Consider the following 20666-nt stretch of genomic DNA (forward strand, 5'->3'; position numbering starts at 1 on the left):
TCAGCGGGATGCGCCCATCGGGGCCGACGCCTCGGCGAACTCCTCGCGCGGGTCGTGCAGCTGGCCCAGCGCGACCACCTCACGCTTGAGGAAGAAGGCCAGGGTCCAGTCGACCACGACCCGGACCTTCCGGTTGAAGGACGGGATCCGCGACATGTGGTACGTGCGGTGCATGAACCAGGCCGGCCAGCCGGTCATCTTCACGCCGTAGACCTGGGCCACGCCCTTGTGCAGGCCGAGGCTGGCCACGCTGCCCGCGTGCTTGTGCTTGTAGTCGACCGGCTCGCGCCCGCGGATCACGTTCGCGATGTTGTCGGCCATCCGGGCGGCCTGCCGGACCGCGTGCTGCGCGCTCGGCGAGCAGAAGTTGCCCGGCTCCTTGGTCAGGTCCGGCACGGCGGCGCAGTCGCCGGCGCTCCACGCGCCCTCGACCACCCGGTCGCCGTCCACGATCTGGAGGGTGGGCAGGCAGGTGACCCGGCGCCGCTCGTCGCGCGGGAAGTCGGTCGCATCGAGCATCGGCGAGGGCTTCACGCCGGCCGTCCAGACGATGGTGTCGGCCGGGAAGCTGTCGCCGTCGGAGAGCTTCACCACGCCGTCGACGCAGGACTCCAGCCGGGTGTCCAGGCGGATGTCCATGTTCCGCTTGAGCAGCTGCTGCACCGTGTAGGCACCCATGTCCCGGTCGACCTCGGGCAGCACCCGCTGGGTGGCCTCGACCAGGACCCAGCGCATGTCGTCCGGCTGCAGCTCGGGGTAGTAGCGCAGCGCGTCGCGGGCCATGTCCTCCATCTCGGCGAGCGCCTCGATGCCGGCGTAGCCGCCGCCGACGAAGACGAAGGTCAGCGCGCGCCGGCGGACCGCCGGGTCGGTGGTGGCGGCCGCCACGTCGAGCTGGTCCAGCACGTGGTTGCGCAGGAAGATGGCCTCGCCGATGGTCTTGAACCCGATGCCGTGCTCGTGCAGGCCGGGGATCGGCAGGGTGCGGGACACCGAGCCGGGGGCGACCACCACGTGGTCGTACTGCACCTCCCGGGTCGGGCCGCTGATCGGCTGCACGCTCGCGGTCTTGCGGGCGTGGTCGATCCGGGTGACCGTGCCGGCCAGCACCGTGCACTTGCGCAACTCCCGCCGCAGCGGCACCACCGCGTGCCGGGGCGAGATGTTGCCCGCCGAGGCCTCGGGGAGGAACGGCTGGTAGGTCATGTGCGGCTGCGGGTCGACGACGATGACCTCGGCCTCACGGGAGCTCAGCTTCTTGGACAGGCGCAGAGCGGCGTACAGGCCCACGTGCCCGGCACCCACGACAAGGATCCGCTTCGGGTTCACGTCATCTATCTTTCCCCGGGCGGCTCGGCTAATCCCGTTCGAGACCCACTTCTGTGACGGAGCACAACCCCTGTGACCTGCGCAACGTCCCCGCGACGTCCCGCTATCTGCGACGCAGCAGCCAGCCGAGAAGGGCGCTCAGCGCCACCGCGACCAGCAGCCCCGCGACGGTCGCCGCCTGGGAACCGCGGTCCCCGCCGACCCCGCCGAGCCAGCCCAGCACGATGCCCAGCACGGCGCTCGCCAGCACCACTCCGCCGGCCCGGCTCAGCCACCGGACCGCCAGGTCCGGGTCGACCACCGCGTCGTACGGCAGCAGCGCGGCGAGCGCGCAGAGGGTGTGCGCCAGGTAGAGCAGCGAGGCCACCGCGACCAGCCGCCACAGCGCGGGCGGCCGGTCGAAACCCACCGTGGCGAGCAGCCAGCCACCGACCGTGACCAGCGCCGCGAAGGTCGGCCAGACCCGGCGCGGCCCGACCGCCGGCAGCACCGCCACCACCGCCAGGGCGAGCAGCGAGCGCGGCGCGAGCGCCTCCACCGGGTACGCGACCAGGAAGCCGACCAGCACCGTGAGGAAGATGCCGACGCGGACCAGCAGCGGCACCGGGCTGATCCGGTTGACCAGGAACCGCGCCGCCCGCAGCCGCTCGTTCAGCCCCTCCATCAGCTCGTTCATCGGCCACCCACCGCCTTCATCGGCCACCCACCCGTGGGGCGGTGGCCAGCCGGGCCACGTCGCGCAGCACCTGGTCGAGGCTGCCGGCGCCGGCCCAGCGCACCACCGGCACCCCGTGCTCCCGGAGCTGGCCGATCATCGTGTCCCGGTCCAGCCGCCACAGCCGGTACGCCGCCTCGGCCCAGCCCCGGTCCCGGGGCGGGGGCAGGTCGGCCGGCAGGGTGTCCACCGCGACCACGAACCGCCCGCCCCGGGCCATCCGGGCGAGCATCTGGGCCGAGCGCTCGTCGAGCAGCGGGGTGAGCACCACCACCAGCGCGTCCGAGGAGAGCAGCTGTGGACCGAAGACCTGGTCGTACGGCTCGTGCGGGGAGGACTCGGCCTTGACGTCGAGGAGCCACTCCAGCACGGTCAGGTACTGCCGGCGGCCGGTGGCGGGGCGGAGCCGACGGGCGGCCGGGCCGTACTCCAGCAGCGCCACCCGGTCGCCCCGGTGCAGGTAGTGCTCGGCGATGGCGGCGGCCGCCCGGACCGTGGTGTCCAGCACCGACGCCGGGCCGCGTACGCCGCCGGAGCGGCCCGCCTCGGCCAGCACGTCGAGCAGGACCACCACCTCGGCGTCCCGGTCGGAGAGGGTGGCCGCCACGTGCAACTGCCGGGCCCGCAGCGAGACCCGCCAGTCGATCCGACGGAGCCGGTCCCCGGGCGCGAAGACGCGCACCCCGGCCAGCTCGCCGCCCTCCCCCGGCCGCCGGGAGTGGTGCGCCCCGACCAGGCCGGCCGCCCGCGGCATCACCTCGACCGCCTCGAACGGCTCGGTCATCGGGTAGACCCGCATCCGGACCGGCTCGGTGATCACCGAGCGCGAGACCAGCAGCCCGTCGGCGGCGGCCACCCGGGTGCCGGCCGGGCCGATCGGATGCCGGCCCCAGCGCAGGGCCGTCCCGGTCAGCGACAGGTCCACGGCGGTGCCCCGGGGCACCGTGGTGACGAAGGGACGGTCCGCGCCGCCGGAGTGGCTCACGTCCACCCCGGTCCCACCGAAGCCGACCTCCTCCACCCGCAGCCAGCGGGACATCCGGGTCCGCACCACCGCCACGTCGTAGGAGACGGTGTCCGGGTTGGCGACGGTGACCGTGGCGGCCATCGGCGCGCCCTCGACCAGGTGCGCGTCGCCCGCGCCGAGCTCCAGCCCGGGCAGCGCGGCGGGCCGTCGGCGCAGCCCGTACGCGGTGCCCAGCGCGAACGGCGTGGCCAGCACCACCAGGTCGATCCGGCCGAGCAGCACGGCCGCGACGAGCAGCAGCCCGGTGAGCAGCACGGCCCGGCCGAGCGCCCAGGTGGGCGCCCAGCCGCCGGCCGGCTCGTGACGGTCGGCCATCAGCGCCCGACGGGTCCGGCCGCGTAGCTCGGCAGGGCGCCGCTGGCCGGGGCGGGCGTGGACTCCAGCACCTCGCCGACCACGAAGGACGGGTCGACCCGACGCAGCCACATCTCCGGGCGCAACGTGATCCGGTGCGCCAGCGCCGGCACCGCCACCGCCTTGACGTCCTCGGGCACCACGTAGTCCCGGTTGGCGAGCACCGCGCGTACCCGGGAGAGCAGCAGCAGCGCCAGCGACCCGCGCGGCGAGGCGCCGACCAGCGCGGACGGGTGCTCCCGGGTGGCCGCGGTCAGCGCCACGATGTACCGGCCGATGGAGTCCTCGACGACGACGTCCTCCAGCGCGGCCTGCATGCCGCGCAGCGTGCCGGCGTCCACCACCGGCTTGATCTCGGCCTCCTCGCGGCGGCGGGCGATCCGCCGGCGCAGCACCTCCCACTCCTCCTCGTGCTCCGGGTAGCCGAACGACACCCGGAGCAGGAACCGGTCGAGCTGGGCCTCCGGCAGCGGGTACGTCCCCTCGTACTCGATCGGGTTGGCGGTGGCGAGCACGTGGAACGGCTCGTCCAGCCGGTAGGTGACGCCCTCGACCGAGACCTGCTTCTCCTGCATCGCCTCCAGCAGCGCCGACTGGGTCTTCGGCGGGGTGCGGTTGATCTCGTCGGCGAGGAGAAGGTTGGTGAAGACCGGGCCGGCGCGGAACGAGAAGTCGCCGCTGCGCTGGTCGTAGAGGAAGGAGCCGGTGACGTCGGCGGGAAGCAGGTCCGGGGTGAACTGGAGGCGGCGGAAGTCCAGCCCGAGGGCCTGCGCGAACGACCGGGCGGTCAGCGTCTTGCCCAGGCCGGGCAGGTCCTCCAGCAGCACGTGGCCGCCGGCCAGGATGCCGGCGAGCACCAGCTCCAGGGCCTCCCGCTTGCCGACCACGACCGTGCCGACCGCGTCCAGCACGTTCCGGGCCAGCCGGCCGACCTCGGCGGGGGGCATGCTCCGGTCCACGTCTTTCTTCACAGCTTCTCCAGTTCGGCGACGATCGCCGCGAGGTCGCGCGGCGACAGGGGGCGGCGGGAGGGGGTGCCGAGGAACGTCCACAGCGGCTCACCCAGCAGGGTGCGGGCCCGGTCCGGATCGGACTCGCGGGTGATCCCGTGCTTCTGGCGCAGCCGCTCGTCGGCCAGCTCACCGAGGCGCGGCAGGACCCGCTCGGTGAACCGCTCCCGGTTGCCGGCGCACCAGTCCAGCGGGCGTTCCCAGCCGTTGATCGCGGCGCGCAGCGCGTCCCGGGCGGCCCAGTTCCAAGTGCCCGGTTCCTCCCCGGCCGGGGCCCGGGCGCCGGCCCGGGGCGGCGGCGGGGGCGACAGGGCGCCGGTGACCCGGCGGACGGCGAGCACGGCGAGCACGGCCGCCACGATGATCCAGAGTGAGACCTGCAGCCCGACCGCGCGGAGCACCACGACCACGACCACCACGATCGCCGCGGTGACGGCGAGCGTCCGCAGCACCGGACGCAGGCGCGCCGGCCGGGTCCCGCCCGGCTCCTCGGCCGGTTCCTCGGCGAACGACAGCAGGTCGTCGATGCTGGTGCTCACGCCGGCACCACCACGCCGATCCGCGCGCTCATGCCGTCGCCTCCGCGGTGCCGGCGGCCAGGCTGGTCAGCTCGCCGCGCAGCCGGCGCAGCGCGGCCCGGGCCTGGTCGCGCATCCGCTCGTCGACCGTGTGGGTGGCGTACCGGGCCTCGCGGTAGACGTGCGCGAAGCCGTCCAGCACGTCGGCGCTCGCGATCGCCGCGACGCCGGCCGCCGGATCACCACGCAGCAGCCGGCTGACCAGGTCGGTGGGGGTGTCCCCGGCGCGCCGGGGCACCCCGGCCTCCTCCGCGGCCTCCTCCAGCCGGACCCAGCAGGCGATCACCGCGGTCCGCGGGTCGGTGTCCCGGTCGTCCAGCTCCACCAGGCCGGCGTCCAGGGCCGCCACCACCTCGCGAGCGGTGCCCTCGGCGGTACGTCGGGTCCGCTGCACCGGCACCGCCCGGGTGGTCCGCCGCAGGGCCCCGCCGAGCACCGTCCACAACACGTACCCGACGGCGGCCAGCACGGCCAGGGTGAGCACGGCCAGGGCGGCCCAGAGGATCCACCGGGGAATCTCGGCCGAGGTGGCCGGGCCGGCGTCCCGCGGTTCGACCGGGATCGAGGGCGCCGGTTCGGCGGTGGGATAGTCCGGCACGTACGGGATGGTGTCCGCGGCGGGCGGGATACGGCTGGCGCCGATCGACGAGTGACCGGCGGCGAGCGCCGCGACGGCGAGCAGCAGGGTCACCGCCGCGATCGGCCACCACCTGCGCAGCACGCCGAGGTCCATCCCACCGCCCCACGCACTCCTCAGTCCACCCCGGCCAACCGCTTCGCCCGGGCGAAAACCTCGTCCAACATCGCCGGTGTCAACCGCCCGGTGAAGGTGTTCTGCTGGCTGACGTGGTAACAGCCGAACACCTCCGGTGCGGACCCGCCGGACCAGTGTGCCCCATGGCCGAACGCCGGGCGCGGCGTGGGCGGCCGCTGCCCGTACACGTCGCGCAGGACTGGCCACCACGCCGCCCAGGCGAACGCGCCCAGCGCGACCACGACGCGCAGGGTGGGCCGGATCAGCGCGACCTCGCGGTGCAGCCACGGCGCGCAGGTGTCCCGCTCGACCGGGGTGGGCTTGTTGTCCGGCGGCGCGCAGCGCACGGCGGCGAAGATCCGGGTCTGGCGCAGGGCGAGGCCGTCGTCGGCGGCGACGCTGGTCGGCTGGTTGGCCAGGCCCGCGCGGTGCAGCGCGGCGAAGAGCACGTCGCCGGAGCGGTCGCCGGTGAAGATCCGGCCGGTGCGGTTGCCGCCGTGCGCGGCCGGCGCCAGGCCGAGGATGCCGATCCGGGCGTCGGGCGGGCCGAAGCCGGGCACCGGCCGGCCCCAGTACTCCTGGTCGCGGAAGGCGGCCCGCCTGGTCCGGGCCACCTCCTCCCGCCAGGCGACCAGGCGCGGGCAGGCGAAGCAGTTGCTCACCGCGCCGTCGAGGTCGGCCAGGTCGGTCGCCCGCGCGGCGCGGGCGACCACCTCGGCGGGGGTACGCGGCTCAGCCAAGCCTGGCCCGGAAGAGTTCCAGCGTGCGGGCCCAGGCGGTGGCGGCGGCCCGCTGGTCGAAGTGCTCCGGCCGGTCCTCGTTGAAGAACGCGTGCGCGGTGCCCGGGTAGTCGTAGGTCTGGCAACTGCCGCTGGCGGCCTCGATGGCCCGGCGTACGCTCTGCACCCCGTCGGCGGCGGAGGTGCCGTCCGCTTCGGAGCAGTGGATGAGGGCGGCCTTGCCCGCGTAGTCGGCCCAGTCTGCGCCCATGCCCTCCCAGGGCAGCCGCGGGTAGAACCCGGCGGTGGCGACGATCCGCTCGGAGAACGTGCCGGACCACAGGGCCAGGCTGGCCCCGGCGCAGAACCCGGCGCAGCCGACCTTGCCGGCGACCTCGGGGCGGCCGGCGAGGAACTCGGCGGCCGCGGCGATGTCCGTCGCGGCCTCGTCCATCTGCGTGCTGTTCAGCATCTGCCGGGGCTCACTCGGCTTGCTCGCCGGGCCGCCGTGCCGGAAGTCCGGCGCGAGGGCGACGAAGCCGGCCTCGGCGAACCGGTCCACGACCGCCCGTACGTGGGGCACCAGACCCCACCAGTCCTGGATGACGATGACCGCCGGGCTGGCCGCACCGCCGGAGGGTATCGCGAGATACCCCTCGCTCGTCCCTCCGTTGCCGGTGAAGCTCACCATCTCGCCCATTGCCCCGTCCTCCTAGCGGTCAGTCATCGTTGGCTGGTCGCACAGTGGGTGCTACGTGCGGGTAGCCTGCCACGCCGGTCACGGCCCGGGGAAGACGCGCGACGAGTGGCGTTCACCTCCCGTTCGCCGGCCCGGACACGGCGACGGCGCGGGCCGGGGCCCGCGCCGTCGTGGTCGGTCGGGAAGGTCAGGCCTTCTGCGCCTCGGTCTGGTGGTCGACCCGACCGACCACGGTGTACGCCGCCTCGGTGGAGGCAGCGGTTTCCCGGGGTTGCCGGGACGGGCTCAGCGGGTCGGCACCGGAGTCGGCGCCGCCGGTTCGGGGGTGCCGGCCGGCGAGGCGCCGGGAGTCGCGCCGGCGGTCGGCGTCGTCGTGGGTGACGCGCTCGGGGCCGGCACGGGCGGCGCGGTGGACGGCGACGGCGGGGCGAAGGGCGCCTGCTCGGGGCAGTACGGGTAGACGTTGCGGGGCGGCGGCACGATCCCGCTCCCGTCGACGCAGGTGGGCCAGCCGAGCCGGATCGGCACGCCGTTCTGGTCGAAGAGCCGGGCGTTGCGGACCAGCCGGCCCTGCTCGTCGTAGACGAAGACGTCCTGGATTGAGTCGTACCGCTTGTCGACCTGGATCCCCTCGAACCGGAAGTCGCCCTGCTGCGAACGGTCGTCCAGGTTGACCACCAGGACCAGCCCGAACACCACCAGCACCGCGCTGGCGAACCCGGTCAGCCGGCGCGGCCAGCGCCGCAGCCGGTCCGCGTTGCGGCCGAGCGCGATCGAGACCAGCACCGCGGCCGCGAGCAGGATGATCCCACCGACCACGCTGAGGAACGGCCGGGGCAGCAGGGACATGTCACCGCCGGCCATCGTGGCGAGCAGCGCCGCCGCCAGGTAGCCGCGCAGCACCCACCAGGCCGGCCGCAGCAACCGGAGGAACTCGCTCGCCGAGGCGTACCCGAGGATCGGGCCGAGGTGGCCGTCGAACCTGGCGAGTCGGACCCGGAGCCGGTGCCCGGCGGCGGCCAGCCGCCGGTCCACCGACGTCCGGCCGGCGGCGACATCCGCGCCGGCGGCGGCCCGCAACTCGATCGCGTACGCCTCGGGCTCGCCGAGCCGGTCGACGAGCGTGCCGTCGGTCTCGGCGGCCACCTCGGCGAGGTGCTCCGGCAGGTCCTCGGTCAACTCGTCGCGGACGTCGGGTGGCAGGTCGGCCAGGGCGGCCCGCACCCGGTCGACGTAGTCCGCGATCTCCTGCCCCGTGACGGTCATGCCGCCATCCCCCGATCGTCGAGCAGTGCGTCCATGGTGGTGGCGAAGGAGCGCCAGGTCTTGCCGGAGCGGGCGAGCTGGTCCCGGCCGGCGGCGTTGAGCGCGTAGTACTTGCGGTGCGGGCCGGACTCGCTCGGCACCACGTACGTGGTCAGCAGGCCGGCGGCGAAGAGCCGGCGCAGGGTGCCGTAGACCGAGGCGTCGCCGACCTCCTCCAGGCCGGCCTCGCGCAGCCGGCGGAGGATGTCGTAGCCGTAGCCGTCCTCGTCCCGGAGCACGGCCAGCACGGCCAGATCGAGCACGCCCTTGAGGAGCTGTGTCGTATCCACGCTTCGCACGGTAGTGCGGATTGCACAGTACCGTCAAGAAAACAGTAGCTCTTCCCCCGCCGGCGGGTCGTAGGGTCGGAGGCATGTCGTGGAGCAGCTACGCATCGTTCCTGGTCTTCGCCACGGTGCTGATCCTGATCCCGGGGCCGGACTTCGCCGTGGTCACCCGCAACACCCTGGCCGCCGGCCGACGGCGCGGCCGGTGGAGCGCGATCGGCGTGACCACGTCCAACGCCGTGCAGGGCGTCGCCGCCGCGGCCGGCCTCGGCGCGCTCATCGTCCGCTCCCAACCGCTGTTCGAGACGATCCGCTGGGCCGGCGTCGCGTACCTGGTCTACCTGGGCGTGCAGGCCTGGCGGTCCGCCTGGCGCGGGGAGTACCCACCCCTGGCCGGCGACGCCACGGCCGCGCCGGACCAGGCCCTGACCGGGTTCCGGCAGGGCTTCCTGTCCAACATCACCAACCCCAAGGTGCTGGCGTTCTACCTGGCCGTCCTGCCGCAGTTCGTCGGCGGCCCGGCGCCGCTCGGGGTGCTGCTGACGTACGCGCTCAGCCACGCGGTGCTCAGCCTGGCGTACCTGCTGGTGCTGGTCGGGGCGCTGAACCGGGCCCGCGAACTGCTCTCCCGACGGCGGGTACGGCGCTGGCTGGACGGGCTGACCGGGATGGCCCTGCTCGGCTTCGGCGCCCGGCTCGCCGCCGAACGCGCCTGAGTCCACCGCCCGGTCCGCTACTTAAGTTTCGCTTATGACCCCTGCTGGTCGGGGCGGAAGATCGGTACCTTGCCCGGATGCGACACATCGGAACGGTCATCGCCGCAGCCGTCGTGGGTCCGCTGGCCTGGATCCTCTTCGCCCTTGGCCAGGACCGGTCGGCGCAGGCGTTCGCAGAGGCTCAAAAGGGCACCGGGGGCAGCGGTGACTTCGTCCGGCCGGCGCTGGTGCTGGCGGCCGCCGGGCTCCTGCTCGGGCTCATCGCCACGCTGCGGTTCTCTCCGCTGGGCGCGGCGCTGACCGGCCTGGCCTACTCGGCCACCTACCTGGGTCTGCTGGTCAGCCCGAGCTCGATGATGCGGCTGCTCGACCGCAAACTGACCCTGGACGGCCACCAGGTCGACCTGGCGACCCCGCTGCGGACCGGAACGGCGCTGCTGGTCGGCTCGCTGCTGCTGGTCGGGGTCGTGAGCATCCGCCGGTGGCAGCGGTGGCCGCAGCCGCTGGCCGACACACCCGCGCCGCTGTCACCGAACGAGATCATCCCGTCCGCGCCGCGACAGGACCGGCCGCTGGGCGTGGACGGCCTCGGCCTCGGCTCGCCGCCCGAGCCGGACCTGGTGCGGACCGGCGGCTCGGACTGGGCCGGCACGCTGTCGAACGGCACGTCGCCGGACGGCACCGGGGACCGGTTCGGGCGGTTGTCGGACTGGCCGCGCCGGTCACCGAGGTGAGCCGCCGGCGGCACGCCGTCAGTCGTGGTGGTGCTGGGTCACGTCGATGACCGCCCCGTTCGGGTCGCGGACGAAGAACCGGCGCAGCCCCCACGGCTCGTCGGTCAGCGGATAGACGATCTCCGCCCCGGCGGCGACACAGCGGTCGTGCACGTCGTCGACGTCGTCGACCTCGATCGACACGTCGGCGTGCAGACCCGCCTTGACGTCCAGCTTCATCACCGAGAGCTGGACCTCCCGGGTGTCGCCGCCGAAGAAGAGGATCCAGTCCAGTCCGTCACCGCCGCCGAGCCCGATCAGATCCCGGTAGAAACGGCGACTCGCCGCGAAGTCGTCGGAGAGGATGTTGGGCTTTATCCGCCGGACCGCCATCCGCTGACCCTAGGCGGCTCCGCCCGCGAGGACGAGGCCGGCTGATGCGGCGGGTCTCAGGTCAGGGACCAGGCGATGCCGTCGAGGATGTCGTGCTCGGAGGCGACCACCGAGGACATCCCGGCACGCTCCATGATCACTCGGAGCACCAGGGCGCCCGCGCCGATCACGTCGGCCCGGCCGGGATGCATCACCGGGATGGCCAGCCGCTGCTCGCGGGTCTTCGCCAGCAGGTCGGCGGTCACCTCGGCGACCTGCTCGTACGACACCCGGGCGTGGTGGATGCGGGCCGGGTCGTACTCCCGCAGGCCCTGAGCGATGGCGACCACGGTGGTGACCGACCCGGCCAGCCCGACCAGGGTGGCGGCCTCGCGTCCCGGCACCACCTCCAGCGCGCGGTCCACCGCGACGGCGATGTCGGCCTGCGCGGCGGCGATCTCGTCGAGGCTCGGCGGGTCGTCGTGCAGGTGGCGCTCGGTCATTCGGACGCAGCCGATGTCCATCGACACGGCCGCCCGCACCCCACCCTCGCGGGTGCCCACCACGAACTCGGTCGAGCCACCCCCGATGTCGACCACCAGGTACGGCGGCTCGGCGTCGGCGGGCAGGCCACGGACCGCACCGGTGAACGAGAGCCGGGCCTCCTCGTCGCCGGTGACCACCTCGGGGGCCACGCCGAGGGTCTGCTCGACCATGGCCCGGAAGTCGGCGGCGTTCGCGGCGTCCCGGGTCGCCGAGGTGGCGCACATCCGAACGCGCTCGGCGCCCAGCTTCTCGATCTCCGCCGAATAGTCGGCGAGCGCGACCCGGGTGCGCTCGATCGCCTCGGGCGCGAGCCGGCCCGTCCGGTCGACGCCCTGGCCGAGCCGAACGATCTCCATCCGGCGGCGCAAATCGACCAGCGGCGTCCGCGGCCCGGCGGACGGGTCGGGCAGGTCGGCGACCAGCAGTCGGATCGAGTTGGTCCCGCAGTCGATGGCGGCCACGCGCGTCGTCACGGCTGCCACCCTACGGCAGCCGGTTGGACCAGACGCCGCGGTCGCCGGCGGCCGGACCGGTGACCCGGGTCGCAGTGGTGGCGACAGCCCTCACGGCACGCCGCGAGCCACCGACGCGGCCTCGCCCGGGGCAGCGGCGGGCCGACGGCGACGGATCCCAGACACGACCCATGGCAGCCAGGGCAGCGCGCCGACCAGCGCCAACAGGGACAGCAGCGGGACCCGCCACCACCACGAGACGGTCCGCGGGGGCGGGTCGGGCGTCGGCGACACCCATGGCCGGGCGGTCTTCGACCAGGCCAGGAAGGCGTCGCCGACCGGGAGCAGGCCGAGGGCGTACCGCTTGGTGTGCGGGGTGTCCAGCGGCAGGCCGACCAGTTCGCCGTAGTTCGCCAGCGCCCCGGCCAGCGCCATGTCCCCCTGCACCTGGGCCGCACCGAGGGTGACCGCGGTGGCGGAGAAGCTCACCCCGAGCGGCAGCGGCCCGGAGTCCACGTCGGGCGGACCGTCGAGACCGCGCGGATACTCCCGGACGGCCGGGCCGAGGCCCAGCGGCGTCACCACGTAAAGCGACCGGAAGCGCAGGTACTGGGCCCGCGCGAAGGCCGGGTCGATCTCGCCGAGGAAGCGGTGGATGACGCTCTGTGAGGTCGCCCGGGCCACCTCCGCCGGTGCCCCGGTGGCCAGGTCCACGCGGTGCGGCAGCAGACCGGTCCGGGGGTCCAGCCGCTGGCGTACGCCCGCCAGCCAGCGCTGGACCGTGGGCGCGAAGCGGGGCGGCAGCAGCGCGTCGTGCAGCCGCAGCGAGGCCACCGCCACCGTCGAGTCCACCGGCCACGCCTGGCCCGGATACGCCGCCAGGTACGGCGACGCCGAGGCGTCGAAGGCGGCGGCGAGGGCGGCCGAGGCCTCGGCGAAGCGCCGCACCTCGGCCGGGTCGCGCCGCTCCGGTGCCTGCAGGGCGAGCACGCCGCCGCGCAGCCAGTTCGTCCAGCCCTGGTAGAAGACCCCGTACGCGGGGGTGAGGTCGGGGCTGAACGGCGCCCGGCCGGCCGGGGACTCCAGCCGCTCCAGCGCCCACCGGGCCTCCCGCAGCGCCGGGCCCCGCTCGGCCACCGGCAGCCGCATGCCGCTCTCCACCCTGGCCAGCCCGTAGAGCGCGTGGGCGAAGAACCACCCCTCCGGGAACAGGGCCTGGGCGTCCTCCCCCGCGCCGCCGTCCAGCGCGGCGCGGAGGTAACCGAGCTGCCGATCCACCCCGGGCGGCCGACCGGTCGGGCCGGTCGCGACGGCCGGCGCGACGAGGCGTACCACGCCGAGCAGGGCGGCGAGAGCGACCAGCACCGCGACGCCCCGGCCGGCCCAACCCACGATCCGCATCCGGCCAGGATGCCCCGACCGGTCAAGGGGTGGTCAGAGCCGCAGCAGCATCCGGGTGTTGCCGAGGGTGTTCGGCTTGACCCGTTCCAGGTCGAGGAACTCGGCCACACCCTCGTCGTACGAGCGCAGCAGCTGCTCGTAGACCGGCTGCGGCACCGGCGCGCCGTCGATCTCCCGGAAGCCGAACGAGCCGAAGAAGTGGGTCTCGAAGGTCAGCACGAAGATCCGGGCCACGCCCAGCTCGCGCGCCGCGTCGATCAGCTCACCGACGATCCGGTGCCCGATCTTGCGGCCCCGGCAGGCCGGATCCACCGCGACCGTGCGGATCTCGGCCAGGTCCTCCCACATCACGTGCAGCGCGCCGCAGCCGACCACCGTGCCGTCCGGGATGACCGCCACCCGGAACTCCTGCACGTCCTCGTAGAGGGTGACGGTGGCCTTGCTGAGCAGCCGCCGGTCGTCGGTGTAGGTGTCGACCAGCCGCCGGATGCCGCGGACGTCCCCGGTCCGGGCCCGGCGGACGCTGATCTCGTCAGCGGCGGTCATCTCACTCCGCCGCCGGCACGTCCACGCACGGGCCGGCGGCCCACCACTTCTCCACCAGCGCGAGGGTCTCGTCGCCGAACGGGTTGACCCCCGGGCCAGCGGCGAGCGCGTGACCGAGGTGGACGTGCAGGCACTTGACCCGCCCGGGCATGCCCCCGGCCGAGATGCCGGCGATCTCCGGCACCTGCCCGATCGCCTCCCGGCGGGCCAGGTAGTCCTCGTGCGCGGCCCGGTAGCGGGCGGCCAGTTCCGGGTTCTCGGCGAGCCGCTCGGCCATCTCCTTCATCAGCCCGGCCGACTCCAGCCGGCTGCACGCCGCCGTGGCCCGGGGGCAGGTCAGGTAGAACAGCGTCGGGAAGGGCGTCCCGTCGGCCAGCCGGGGCGTCGTCTCCACCACGTCGGGCAGGCCGCACGGGCAGCGGTGGGCCACCGCCCGGGTGCCGCGCGGCGGGCGTCCGAGCTGTGCGGCCACCGCGGCCAGGTCGGCCTCGGTGGCCGGTTGCCGTTCCGGCGAGGGTACGGAACCCGCCGCCGGGTCCTGCGGTGGTACGACGCTCACTGGTACCTGTCTCTCGTTCGTGCTCACTTGTCGGGGCGCTCGGCGTTGGCCGCCTGCACGCTCGACCAGAGGGTGTCGTACCAGGGGTCGGGCGGCTTCGGCGGCCCCGCCTTCGCGCCCTTGCCGGCGTCCTTCGCGGCCCCCTCCGGGTCGGAGAGCACCACCAGCGGGGTCTCGCCCGGCTTGACCATGAAGAAGCGCTCCCGGGCCTGCGTCTCGATGTACGCCCGGTCCTTCCACTTGGCCGCCTCGGCCGAGAGGTCCTCGATCCGGTGGCGCTGGTCGGCCTGGGAGGCCTCCATCCGCTCGATGTCCGCCTGCTGGTCGAGGTAGACCCGGACCGGATAGGTGTACGCCAGGGCGAGCGCGATCAGCACCGCGAAGAGCACGGTGGCGCGCCCGGTGAAGCGCCGGGGTTGGGGTGCGGTGAGCCGCTTGACCATGCCGCCGGCCGCGGTACGCCGGGCCGCGGCGGGACGGCTCGCGGAGCGTACGCCGTCGGTGGTCCGGGCGGTGCCCGGTGCCCGGCCGGCGGCCCGCGGCTCGGCGCGGACGCCGCCGTCACGGGCCGACGACCGGGCCCGGGCCGCGGCCGGCCGACCAGCCTGACCCGGCCGACGGGCGGGACGCTGACCGCCCGGTGTGCGGCGCTGCTGCATCGTCACACCCCTCCCCCGGAGCTCATGGCTCAGGCCGAACGGTAGCGCGGGAACGCGCCGGCGCCGGCGTACCGCGCCGCGTCGGCCAGCTCCTCCTCGATCCGCAGGAGCTGGTTGTATTTGGCGACCCGGTCGGAGCGGGCCGGGGCGCCGGTCTTGATCTGGCCGCAGCCGGTGGCCACCGCCAGGTCGGCGATGGTGGTGTCCTCGGTCTCGCCGGAGCGGTGGCTCATCATGCACATGAAGCCGGCGCGGTGGGCCAGGTCCACCGCGTCCAGGGTCTCGGTGAGCGAGCCGATCTGGTTGACCTTCACCAGCACCGCGTTGGCGGCCTTCTCGGTGATGCCCCGGGCGATGCGCTGCGGGTTGGTGACGAAGAGGTCGTCGCCGACGATCTGGATCCGGTCGCCGAGCGCGGCGGTGAGGGTGGCCCAGCCGCTCCAGTCGTCCTCGGACAGCGGGTCCTCGATGGAGACGATCGGGTAGTCGCCGACGAGCTTGGTGTAGTAGTTGCTCATCTCCTCGGCGGTCTTCGCGCTGCCCTCGAAGGTGTAGGTGCCGTTGTCGAAGAACTCGGTGGCGGCGACGTCGAGGGCGAAGACGATGTCGGTGCCCAGCCGGTAGCCGGCCTTCTCCACGGCCTCGGCGATCAGGTCCAACGCGGCGGCGTTGGTGGGCAGGTTCGGCGCGAAGCCACCCTCGTCACCGAGACCGGTCGACAGGTCCTTCTTCTTCAGCACCGACTTCAGCGCGTGGTAGACCTCGGCGCCGGAGCGGAGCGCGTCCCGGAAGGTGGGCGCGCCGATCGGCGCGATCATGAACTCCTGGATGTCGACGTTCGAGTCGGCGTGCGCGCCACCGTTGAGGATGTTCATCATCGGGACCGGCAGCAGGTGCGCGTTCGGGCCGCCGAGGTAACGGAACAGGCTCAGCTCGGCGCTGCCGGCGGCGGCCTTCGCCACGGCCAGCGAGACCCCGAGGATGGCGTTGGCGCCCAGCTCGGCCTTGTTGTCCGTGCCGTCGATGTCGATCATCTTCTGGTCGATCAGCCGCTGCTCGCTGGCCTCGTACCCGATGAGCTGGTCGACGATCTTGTCCTCGATGTTGGCGACCGCCTTCTCGACACCCTTGCCCTGGTAGCGGTCCTTGTCACCGTCGCGCAGCTCGATCGCCTCGAAGGCGCCGGTGGAGGCGCCGGACGGCACCGCGGCGCGGGCGATCGTGCCGTCGTCGAGCCCGACCTCGACCTCGACCGTCGGGTTGCCCCGCGAGTCCAGGATCTCCCGGGCGACGATTCCCTCGATGGTTGCCACTGAGTCGCTCCTCGTTTGTGTGTTCCGGTCCGGTATGGGCCGCGACGGTGCGGCTGAGGCAGGTGTTGAACGCAGCGTATCGGTCGGCGCTCGGGCGCACCTCGCTCGGGGCGCACCGGGCCCACCCGGAGACACGGACATTCCCGGATTCTCGGGCCTCAACCGGCAACGGGTTTGCAAGAGGTTGCGTGAATCGACAAGGCTGGGCACCATGCCCGCCGCCTCGACGACTCTCCGCGTGCTCGCCGCCTCGGTCATCACGTCGCTCTCGGTCACCGGCTGTCAGGCCGTCGACGACGCCGGAGCCGCGCTGGGGCGGGCCGATCTGGTCAACGACCTGGCCTCCCGGATGGACCGGTCGCTGGAGCAGACCTGGGCCGCCGACTACCAGCTCGCCGGCGGGCGGAGCGCCTCGATCGCGCAGACCACCGAGCCGCTGCAGTCGTCATACACCTGGCCGGACGGCAAGATCACGGTGACCCAGCAGGCGGTGACCCGGTGCGCGACCACCGGCGGGCGCACCTCCTGCACGGTGTCGCCGCCGGTGCTGACCGCCGGCAAGCCGTCCGTGATCGTCTACGCCGAGGCCCGCAAGCACGGGCTGGTCACCCCGCCGGCGGTGATCCGGCTGCTCACCGCCGCCGCCCTCGACCCCGAGGCGGACATCGAGCAGAGCGACACGACCCTGGCCGGGCACCACGCCACCTGCGTCGACGTCACCCACTCCGGGGACCGCTTCACCGCCTGCGTCACCACCGAGGGCGTGCTGGGCAGCTTCACCGGCACCCTGGACGGCAGGCCGGCCGAGCTCACGCTGACCGGGTACACCGACACGGTCCAGGCGACCGCGTTCGACGTGCCGCCCGGGGCCGGCGTGGTCGACCGCCGCACGGCCACCTCGTGACCACCGGCCCCGCCGGGCCGCCGGACGCCACCGGGCCGGGCCGGGCCGCCTCGGACGGCCGGGGCGCCGCCGACGGCCGAAGCGGCTTCGTGCCGGGCGCCGACCGGAGCCGGCCGGCCGCCCCCGGCGACCTGGCGCTGCCGGTGGCCGGCCGCAAGCTGCTGACCGGCCCGGACGGCGGCCTGCCCCGAATCGGGGACCTGCCGGCCGACCTCGACTGGGTGCCGGTCGGCACGCTGGACGGGACTCCCGCCTGGGCCGTCGAGGTGGCCGACCCGGAGACGCTGGCCGGCCGCTGGCGCGGCTGGCGGAGCCTCGCCACCGAGCTGCCGGCGCCGCTGGCCGACCTGGCCGGGCGGGCGCTCGCCGTGGTCACCTGGCGGCGTACGCACCGGTGGTGCGGGGCCTGCCGGGAGGAACTGGCCGACGTACCGGGCGAGACCGCCCGGCGCTGCCCCGGCTGCGGACTGACCGGGTTCGTGCCGCTCTCCGTCGCGGTGCTGGTGGCGATCACCCGCCCCGGCCGGACCGGCGGCCCCGACGAGCTGCTGCTGGTCCGGCACGCGTACGGGCCGACCGAGCTGTGGGCGCTGGTGGCCGGGTTCGTCGAGGCCGGCGAGTCACTGGAGGCGGCCGCCCACCGGGAGGTGGGCGAGGAGGTCGGGCTCACCATCGGGCGGCCCCGGTACGTGGACAGCCAGCCCTGGGCGATGTCCGGTCCGGGGACCCTGCTGGCCGGCTTCACCGCCACCGTCACCGAGCCGGACGCCGAGCCGGTGGTCGACTCGAAGGAGCTGACCGAGGCGCGCTGGTTCCCGGTGGACGCGCTGCCCACGGAGCTGCCTCCGGCGTACTCCATCTCGCGCTGGCTGATCGACGCGGTCGCCGCCCGCGCGCCGCGCTGAACCCACGCGGACCCGCCGACACCCGCCGCGCCGGCCCGACCGTGCCCGGGACGCGGCCCACCCGCCCCCGAACGACGGGCCGGACGGCCCTGACCCGGGCCCGCCGGTGCGGCGGATGCTGGCCCGGGCGGTCGAGCCCGGGTGTGCAATGGGTGAGGGGGCCCGCTCGATGGGTCGGACGACGGGAACGGTGGCGGTGCGGCAGGCCGAGGCGCGGCGGGACGAGGGCTGGCTGCCGGTGACCGAGGCGGCGCCCCTCCCGGTCGACCGGGTGCACGCCGCGCTCGGGACCGGCCCGGCCGGGCTCGCCCCGGAGGAGGTGCTCCGGCGCCGGTCCCGGCTGGGCCCGAACGCGGTCCGCACCCACCGGGTCTCCGCCGCGGCGGTGCTGGTCCGGCAGTTCCGCTCGGCCCTGCTGGGCCTGCTGCTGGTCGCCGCCACCGTCTCCTACTTCGTCGGGGAACGCACGGACGCGCTGGTCATCGGCGTGATCCTGGCCGTCAGCGTGGGGTTCGGCTTCGTCAACGAGTACCGGGCGGAGCGGGCCGGGGCGGCGCTGCACGACCGGATCCGCCACACCGTGCCGGTGGTCCGGGCCGGCCGGACCGAGGTGGTCGACGTGGTCGACCTGGTCCCCGGCGACGTGGTGCGGATCGACCTCGGCGCGGTGGTCCCGGCGGACCTGCGGCTCACCGAGACGCACCGGCTGGAGTGCGACGAGTCGGTGCTCACCGGCGAGTCGGTGGCGGTGGCCAAGGACCCGGCCCCGGTGCCCACCGGGGCCGCCCTGGACGACCTGGCCTCCTGCGCGCTGATGGGCACGGTGGTCCGGGCCGGCTCGGGCCTGGGCGTGGTGGTTGCCACGGCCGGGCACACCGCGTTCGGGCGGATCGCGGCCGGCCTCGGCGGGCGGCAGGGCGAGACGGAGTTCCAGCGCGGGCTGCGCCGGTTCTCGCTGATGCTGGCCCGGGTGGCGGGTGTCCTCACCGCGGTGATCTTCGTGATCAACCTGGTGCTGCACCGGCCGGTGATCGACGCCGTGCTGTTCAGCCTGGCCATCGCCGTGGGCATCACCCCGCAACTGCTCCCCGCGATCGTCACCGCCAGCCTGGCGGCGGGCACCCGTGCCCTCGCCCGGCGCCGGGTGCTGGTGAAGCGGCTGGTCTGCGTGGAGGACCTGGGCAACGTCGAGGTGCTCTTCACCGACAAGACCGGCACCCTCACCGACGGGCGGCTCAGCCTCACCGAGACCCTCGGCCCGGACGGTCGGCCCGACGAGCACGTGTTGCTGGCCGGGCTGCTCGCCAACGAGGCCACCACCGGCGGCGACGGCAACCCGATGGACCGGGCGCTCTGGGCGGCGCCCGGCGCCGCGGCCCAGCCGGTGGCCGCGTACCGGCGGGTGGGGCTGCTCCCGTTCGACCATCAGCGCCGCCGGGTGAGCGTGCTGGTGGACGGGCCGGACGGGCGGATGCTGGTGACCAAGGGCGCGGCCGAGGAGGTGATGGCGCTCTGCCGGGACGTACCGGAGGCGGCGCGGCGCGCCCTCGACGAACGGCTGGCCGGCGGTGGCCGGGTGGTCGCGGTGGCCGGCCGTCCCGCCCCGGGCCTGACCGGCATCGGGCCGGACGACGAGCGCGACCTCGCCTTCGGCGGGCTGCTGGTCTTCCTGGACCCGCCGAAGCCGGACGCCCGGGCGGCACTGGACCGGCTCGCCCGGCTGGGCATCAGCGTCAAGGTGATCACCGGTGACCATCCGGCGGTCGCGGTCCGGGTCTGCGCCCAGCTCGGCCTGCCGATGACCGGGGTGCTGACCGGCGCCGAGCTGGCCGGGATCGACGACGCGGCGCTGCCGGCGGCGATCGAGGCCACCACGGTCTTCGCCCGGGTCTCCCCCGAGGACAAGGCCCGGCTGGTGCACGCCCAGCGGGCCGCCGGCCGGGACGTGGCGTTCCTCGGCGACGGGGTGAACGACGCGCTCGCCCTGCACGCCGCCGACATCGGCATCTCGGTGGCCGGCGGCACCGACGTGGCCAAGGACGCGGCCGACGTGCTCCTGCTGGAGAAGGACCTCGACGTGCTCGCCGACGGGGTCACCGAGGGCCGGCGGATCTTCGCCAACACCATCAAGTACGTGCTGATGGGCACGTCCAGCAACTTCGGCAACATGTTCAGCGCGGCCGGGGCGTCGGCCTTCCTGTCGTTCCTGCCGATGCTGCCCTCGCAGATCCTGCTGAACAACCTGATCTACGACCTGAGCCAGGTGGCCATCCCCACCGACCGGGTCGACGCCGACCAGCTCGCCCGGCCGGCGCACTGGGACCTGCGGGAGATCCGCCGGTTCATGCTGACCTTCGGGCCGCTCTCCTCGCTCTTCGACTTCCTCACCTTCGCGCTGCTGCTCAGCGTGCTGCACGCCGGGCCGGTCGAGTTCCGCACCGGCTGGTTCGTGGAGTCGCTGGCGACCCAGACACTGGTGGTGTTCGCCATCCGTACGCACACCAGCCCGTTCTGGCGCAGCCGACCCAGCCGCGCCCTGCTGCTCGCCGCGCTGGGCGCGGTCGCGGCGGCGTGGCTGATCCCGTACCTGCCGGTGGCCGGGGCGCTCGGCTTCCGCCCGCTGCCGGCGATCTTCCTGCCGGTGCTGGTGGGGCTGGTGGCGGCGTACCTGGCGCTGGTGGAGGTGACGAAGCGGACGCTGTTCGCCTCCTCCGACCTGCTCCGCCCGGGGCGCCGCGAACCGGCGGCGGTGCACCGTCGGCGCACCCACCGCCGGGCCGCGAGATTCAGCAGCCGTTAGGT

22 protein-coding genes are annotated in these 20666 nt (G+C 74.4%); 5 read left to right on the forward strand and 17 right to left on the reverse strand.

The features are described 5' to 3' along the window. The 10 genes from ACZ6S5_RS08740 to ACZ6S5_RS08785 form a co-directional block, all read right to left on the reverse strand. Positions 1 to 1329, reverse strand: coding sequence for an NAD(P)/FAD-dependent oxidoreductase (locus tag ACZ6S5_RS08740; protein ID WP_465999205.1), 1329 nt, complete (start codon positions 1327 to 1329; stop codon positions 1 to 3). Positions 1330 to 1432: 103 nt separating this feature from the next. After that, on the reverse strand, positions 1433 to 2005 hold the full coding sequence (locus tag ACZ6S5_RS08745; protein WP_465999206.1) for a hypothetical protein: 573 nt from the start codon (positions 2003 to 2005) through the stop codon (positions 1433 to 1435). Between the two features lie 16 nt (positions 2006 to 2021). Then, positions 2022 to 3386, reverse strand: coding sequence for a DUF58 domain-containing protein (locus ACZ6S5_RS08750; protein ID WP_465999208.1), 1365 nt, complete (start codon positions 3384 to 3386; stop codon positions 2022 to 2024). Then, on the reverse strand, positions 3386 to 4372 hold the full coding sequence (locus tag ACZ6S5_RS08755) for an AAA family ATPase (RefSeq protein ID WP_465999433.1): 987 nt from the start codon (positions 4370 to 4372) through the stop codon (positions 3386 to 3388). The genes ACZ6S5_RS08750 and ACZ6S5_RS08755 overlap by 1 nt, the downstream gene beginning before the upstream one ends. A gap of 20 nt (positions 4373 to 4392) precedes the next feature. Further along, the gene (locus tag ACZ6S5_RS08760; protein WP_465999210.1) at positions 4393 to 4974 is read right to left on the reverse strand and encodes a hypothetical protein; all 582 of its coding nucleotides are present in this window, start codon (positions 4972 to 4974) and stop codon (positions 4393 to 4395) included. A gap of 28 nt (positions 4975 to 5002) precedes the next feature. Next, the gene (locus tag ACZ6S5_RS08765; RefSeq protein WP_465999212.1) at positions 5003 to 5746 is read right to left on the reverse strand and encodes a DUF4129 domain-containing protein; all 744 of its coding nucleotides are present in this window, start codon (positions 5744 to 5746) and stop codon (positions 5003 to 5005) included. Between the two features lie 20 nt (positions 5747 to 5766). Beyond that, the gene (locus ACZ6S5_RS08770; RefSeq protein WP_465999214.1) at positions 5767 to 6507 is read right to left on the reverse strand and encodes a uracil-DNA glycosylase; all 741 of its coding nucleotides are present in this window, start codon (positions 6505 to 6507) and stop codon (positions 5767 to 5769) included. Then, positions 6500 to 7186: a dienelactone hydrolase family protein gene (locus ACZ6S5_RS08775; RefSeq protein WP_465999216.1), complete on the reverse strand. Its 687-nt coding sequence runs from the start codon at positions 7184 to 7186 to the stop codon at positions 6500 to 6502. The genes ACZ6S5_RS08770 and ACZ6S5_RS08775 overlap by 8 nt, the downstream gene beginning before the upstream one ends. Before the next feature lie 285 nt (positions 7187 to 7471). After that, complete coding sequence (locus ACZ6S5_RS08780; protein ID WP_465999218.1) at positions 7472 to 8452, reverse strand: HAAS signaling domain-containing protein; 981 nt, start codon at positions 8450 to 8452, stop codon at positions 7472 to 7474. After that, positions 8449 to 8781 carry a PadR family transcriptional regulator gene (locus ACZ6S5_RS08785; protein WP_091114372.1) on the reverse strand — a complete coding sequence of 111 codons (333 nt, stop codon included), beginning with the start codon at positions 8779 to 8781 and terminating at the stop codon, positions 8449 to 8451. The genes ACZ6S5_RS08780 and ACZ6S5_RS08785 overlap by 4 nt, the downstream gene beginning before the upstream one ends. Positions 8782 to 8864: 83 nt before the next feature. On the opposite strand from ACZ6S5_RS08785, the gene ACZ6S5_RS08790 reads away from it, so the two are divergent. Together ACZ6S5_RS08790 and ACZ6S5_RS08795 are read left to right on the forward strand one after the other, a co-directional pair. Then, on the forward strand, positions 8865 to 9494 hold the full coding sequence (locus ACZ6S5_RS08790) for a LysE family translocator (protein WP_465999220.1): 630 nt from the start codon (positions 8865 to 8867) through the stop codon (positions 9492 to 9494). A 77-nt stretch (positions 9495 to 9571) separates the two neighbouring features. Beyond that, positions 9572 to 10228, forward strand: coding sequence for a hypothetical protein (locus ACZ6S5_RS08795; protein ID WP_465999222.1), 657 nt, complete (start codon positions 9572 to 9574; stop codon positions 10226 to 10228). Positions 10229 to 10246: 18 nt separating this feature from the next. Here ACZ6S5_RS08795 and ACZ6S5_RS08800 read toward each other — a convergent pair whose 3' ends face one another. The 7 genes from ACZ6S5_RS08800 to eno form a co-directional block, all read right to left on the reverse strand. Then, the gene (locus ACZ6S5_RS08800) at positions 10247 to 10600 is read right to left on the reverse strand and encodes a VOC family protein (RefSeq protein ID WP_465999224.1); all 354 of its coding nucleotides are present in this window, start codon (positions 10598 to 10600) and stop codon (positions 10247 to 10249) included. Between the two features lie 56 nt (positions 10601 to 10656). After that, entirely contained in the window at positions 10657 to 11586 is a 930-nt protein-coding gene (locus ACZ6S5_RS08805; RefSeq protein WP_465999434.1) for a Ppx/GppA phosphatase family protein, read from the reverse strand. A 102-nt stretch (positions 11587 to 11688) separates the two neighbouring features. Continuing rightward, positions 11689 to 12978, reverse strand: a complete 1290-nt coding sequence (locus ACZ6S5_RS08810) for a hypothetical protein (protein WP_465999226.1) — start codon at positions 12976 to 12978, stop codon at positions 11689 to 11691. Between the two features lie 33 nt (positions 12979 to 13011). Continuing rightward, positions 13012 to 13524: an amino-acid N-acetyltransferase gene (locus tag ACZ6S5_RS08815; RefSeq protein WP_465999228.1), complete on the reverse strand. Its 513-nt coding sequence runs from the start codon at positions 13522 to 13524 to the stop codon at positions 13012 to 13014. Between the two features lies 1 nt (position 13525). Further along, the gene (locus ACZ6S5_RS08820; RefSeq protein WP_465999230.1) at positions 13526 to 14083 is read right to left on the reverse strand and encodes a DUF501 domain-containing protein; all 558 of its coding nucleotides are present in this window, start codon (positions 14081 to 14083) and stop codon (positions 13526 to 13528) included. A gap of 23 nt (positions 14084 to 14106) precedes the next feature. Next, a complete protein-coding gene (locus ACZ6S5_RS08825; RefSeq protein ID WP_465999232.1) occupies positions 14107 to 14742 on the reverse strand; it encodes an FtsB family cell division protein in 636 nt (211 codons plus the stop codon). A 29-nt stretch (positions 14743 to 14771) separates the two neighbouring features. Further along, positions 14772 to 16055: a phosphopyruvate hydratase gene (gene eno / locus ACZ6S5_RS08830; protein ID WP_465999234.1), complete on the reverse strand. Its 1284-nt coding sequence runs from the start codon at positions 16053 to 16055 to the stop codon at positions 14772 to 14774. Between the two features lie 211 nt (positions 16056 to 16266). Here eno and ACZ6S5_RS08835 point away from each other — a divergent pair, with 211 nt between their 5' ends. The 3 genes from ACZ6S5_RS08835 to mgtA all read left to right on the forward strand — a co-directional run bounded on the left by ACZ6S5_RS08835 (position 16267) and on the right by mgtA (position 20664). Then, positions 16267 to 16959: a hypothetical protein gene (locus tag ACZ6S5_RS08835; RefSeq protein ID WP_465999236.1), complete on the forward strand. Its 693-nt coding sequence runs from the start codon at positions 16267 to 16269 to the stop codon at positions 16957 to 16959. Then, positions 16956 to 17864 (forward strand): NAD(+) diphosphatase, encoded by a 909-nt coding sequence (gene nudC, locus ACZ6S5_RS08840; RefSeq protein ID WP_465999238.1) that lies wholly within the window; start codon positions 16956 to 16958, stop codon positions 17862 to 17864. Before ACZ6S5_RS08835 ends, nudC begins: the two co-directional genes overlap by 4 nt. A gap of 169 nt (positions 17865 to 18033) precedes the next feature. Then, a complete protein-coding gene (gene mgtA, locus ACZ6S5_RS08845; RefSeq protein ID WP_465999240.1) occupies positions 18034 to 20664 on the forward strand; it encodes a magnesium-translocating P-type ATPase in 2631 nt (876 codons plus the stop codon). The last annotated feature ends 2 nt before the right edge of the window (positions 20665 to 20666 follow it).

The sequence above is a fragment of the Micromonospora sp. NPDC051924 genome, from assembly GCF_055586005.1.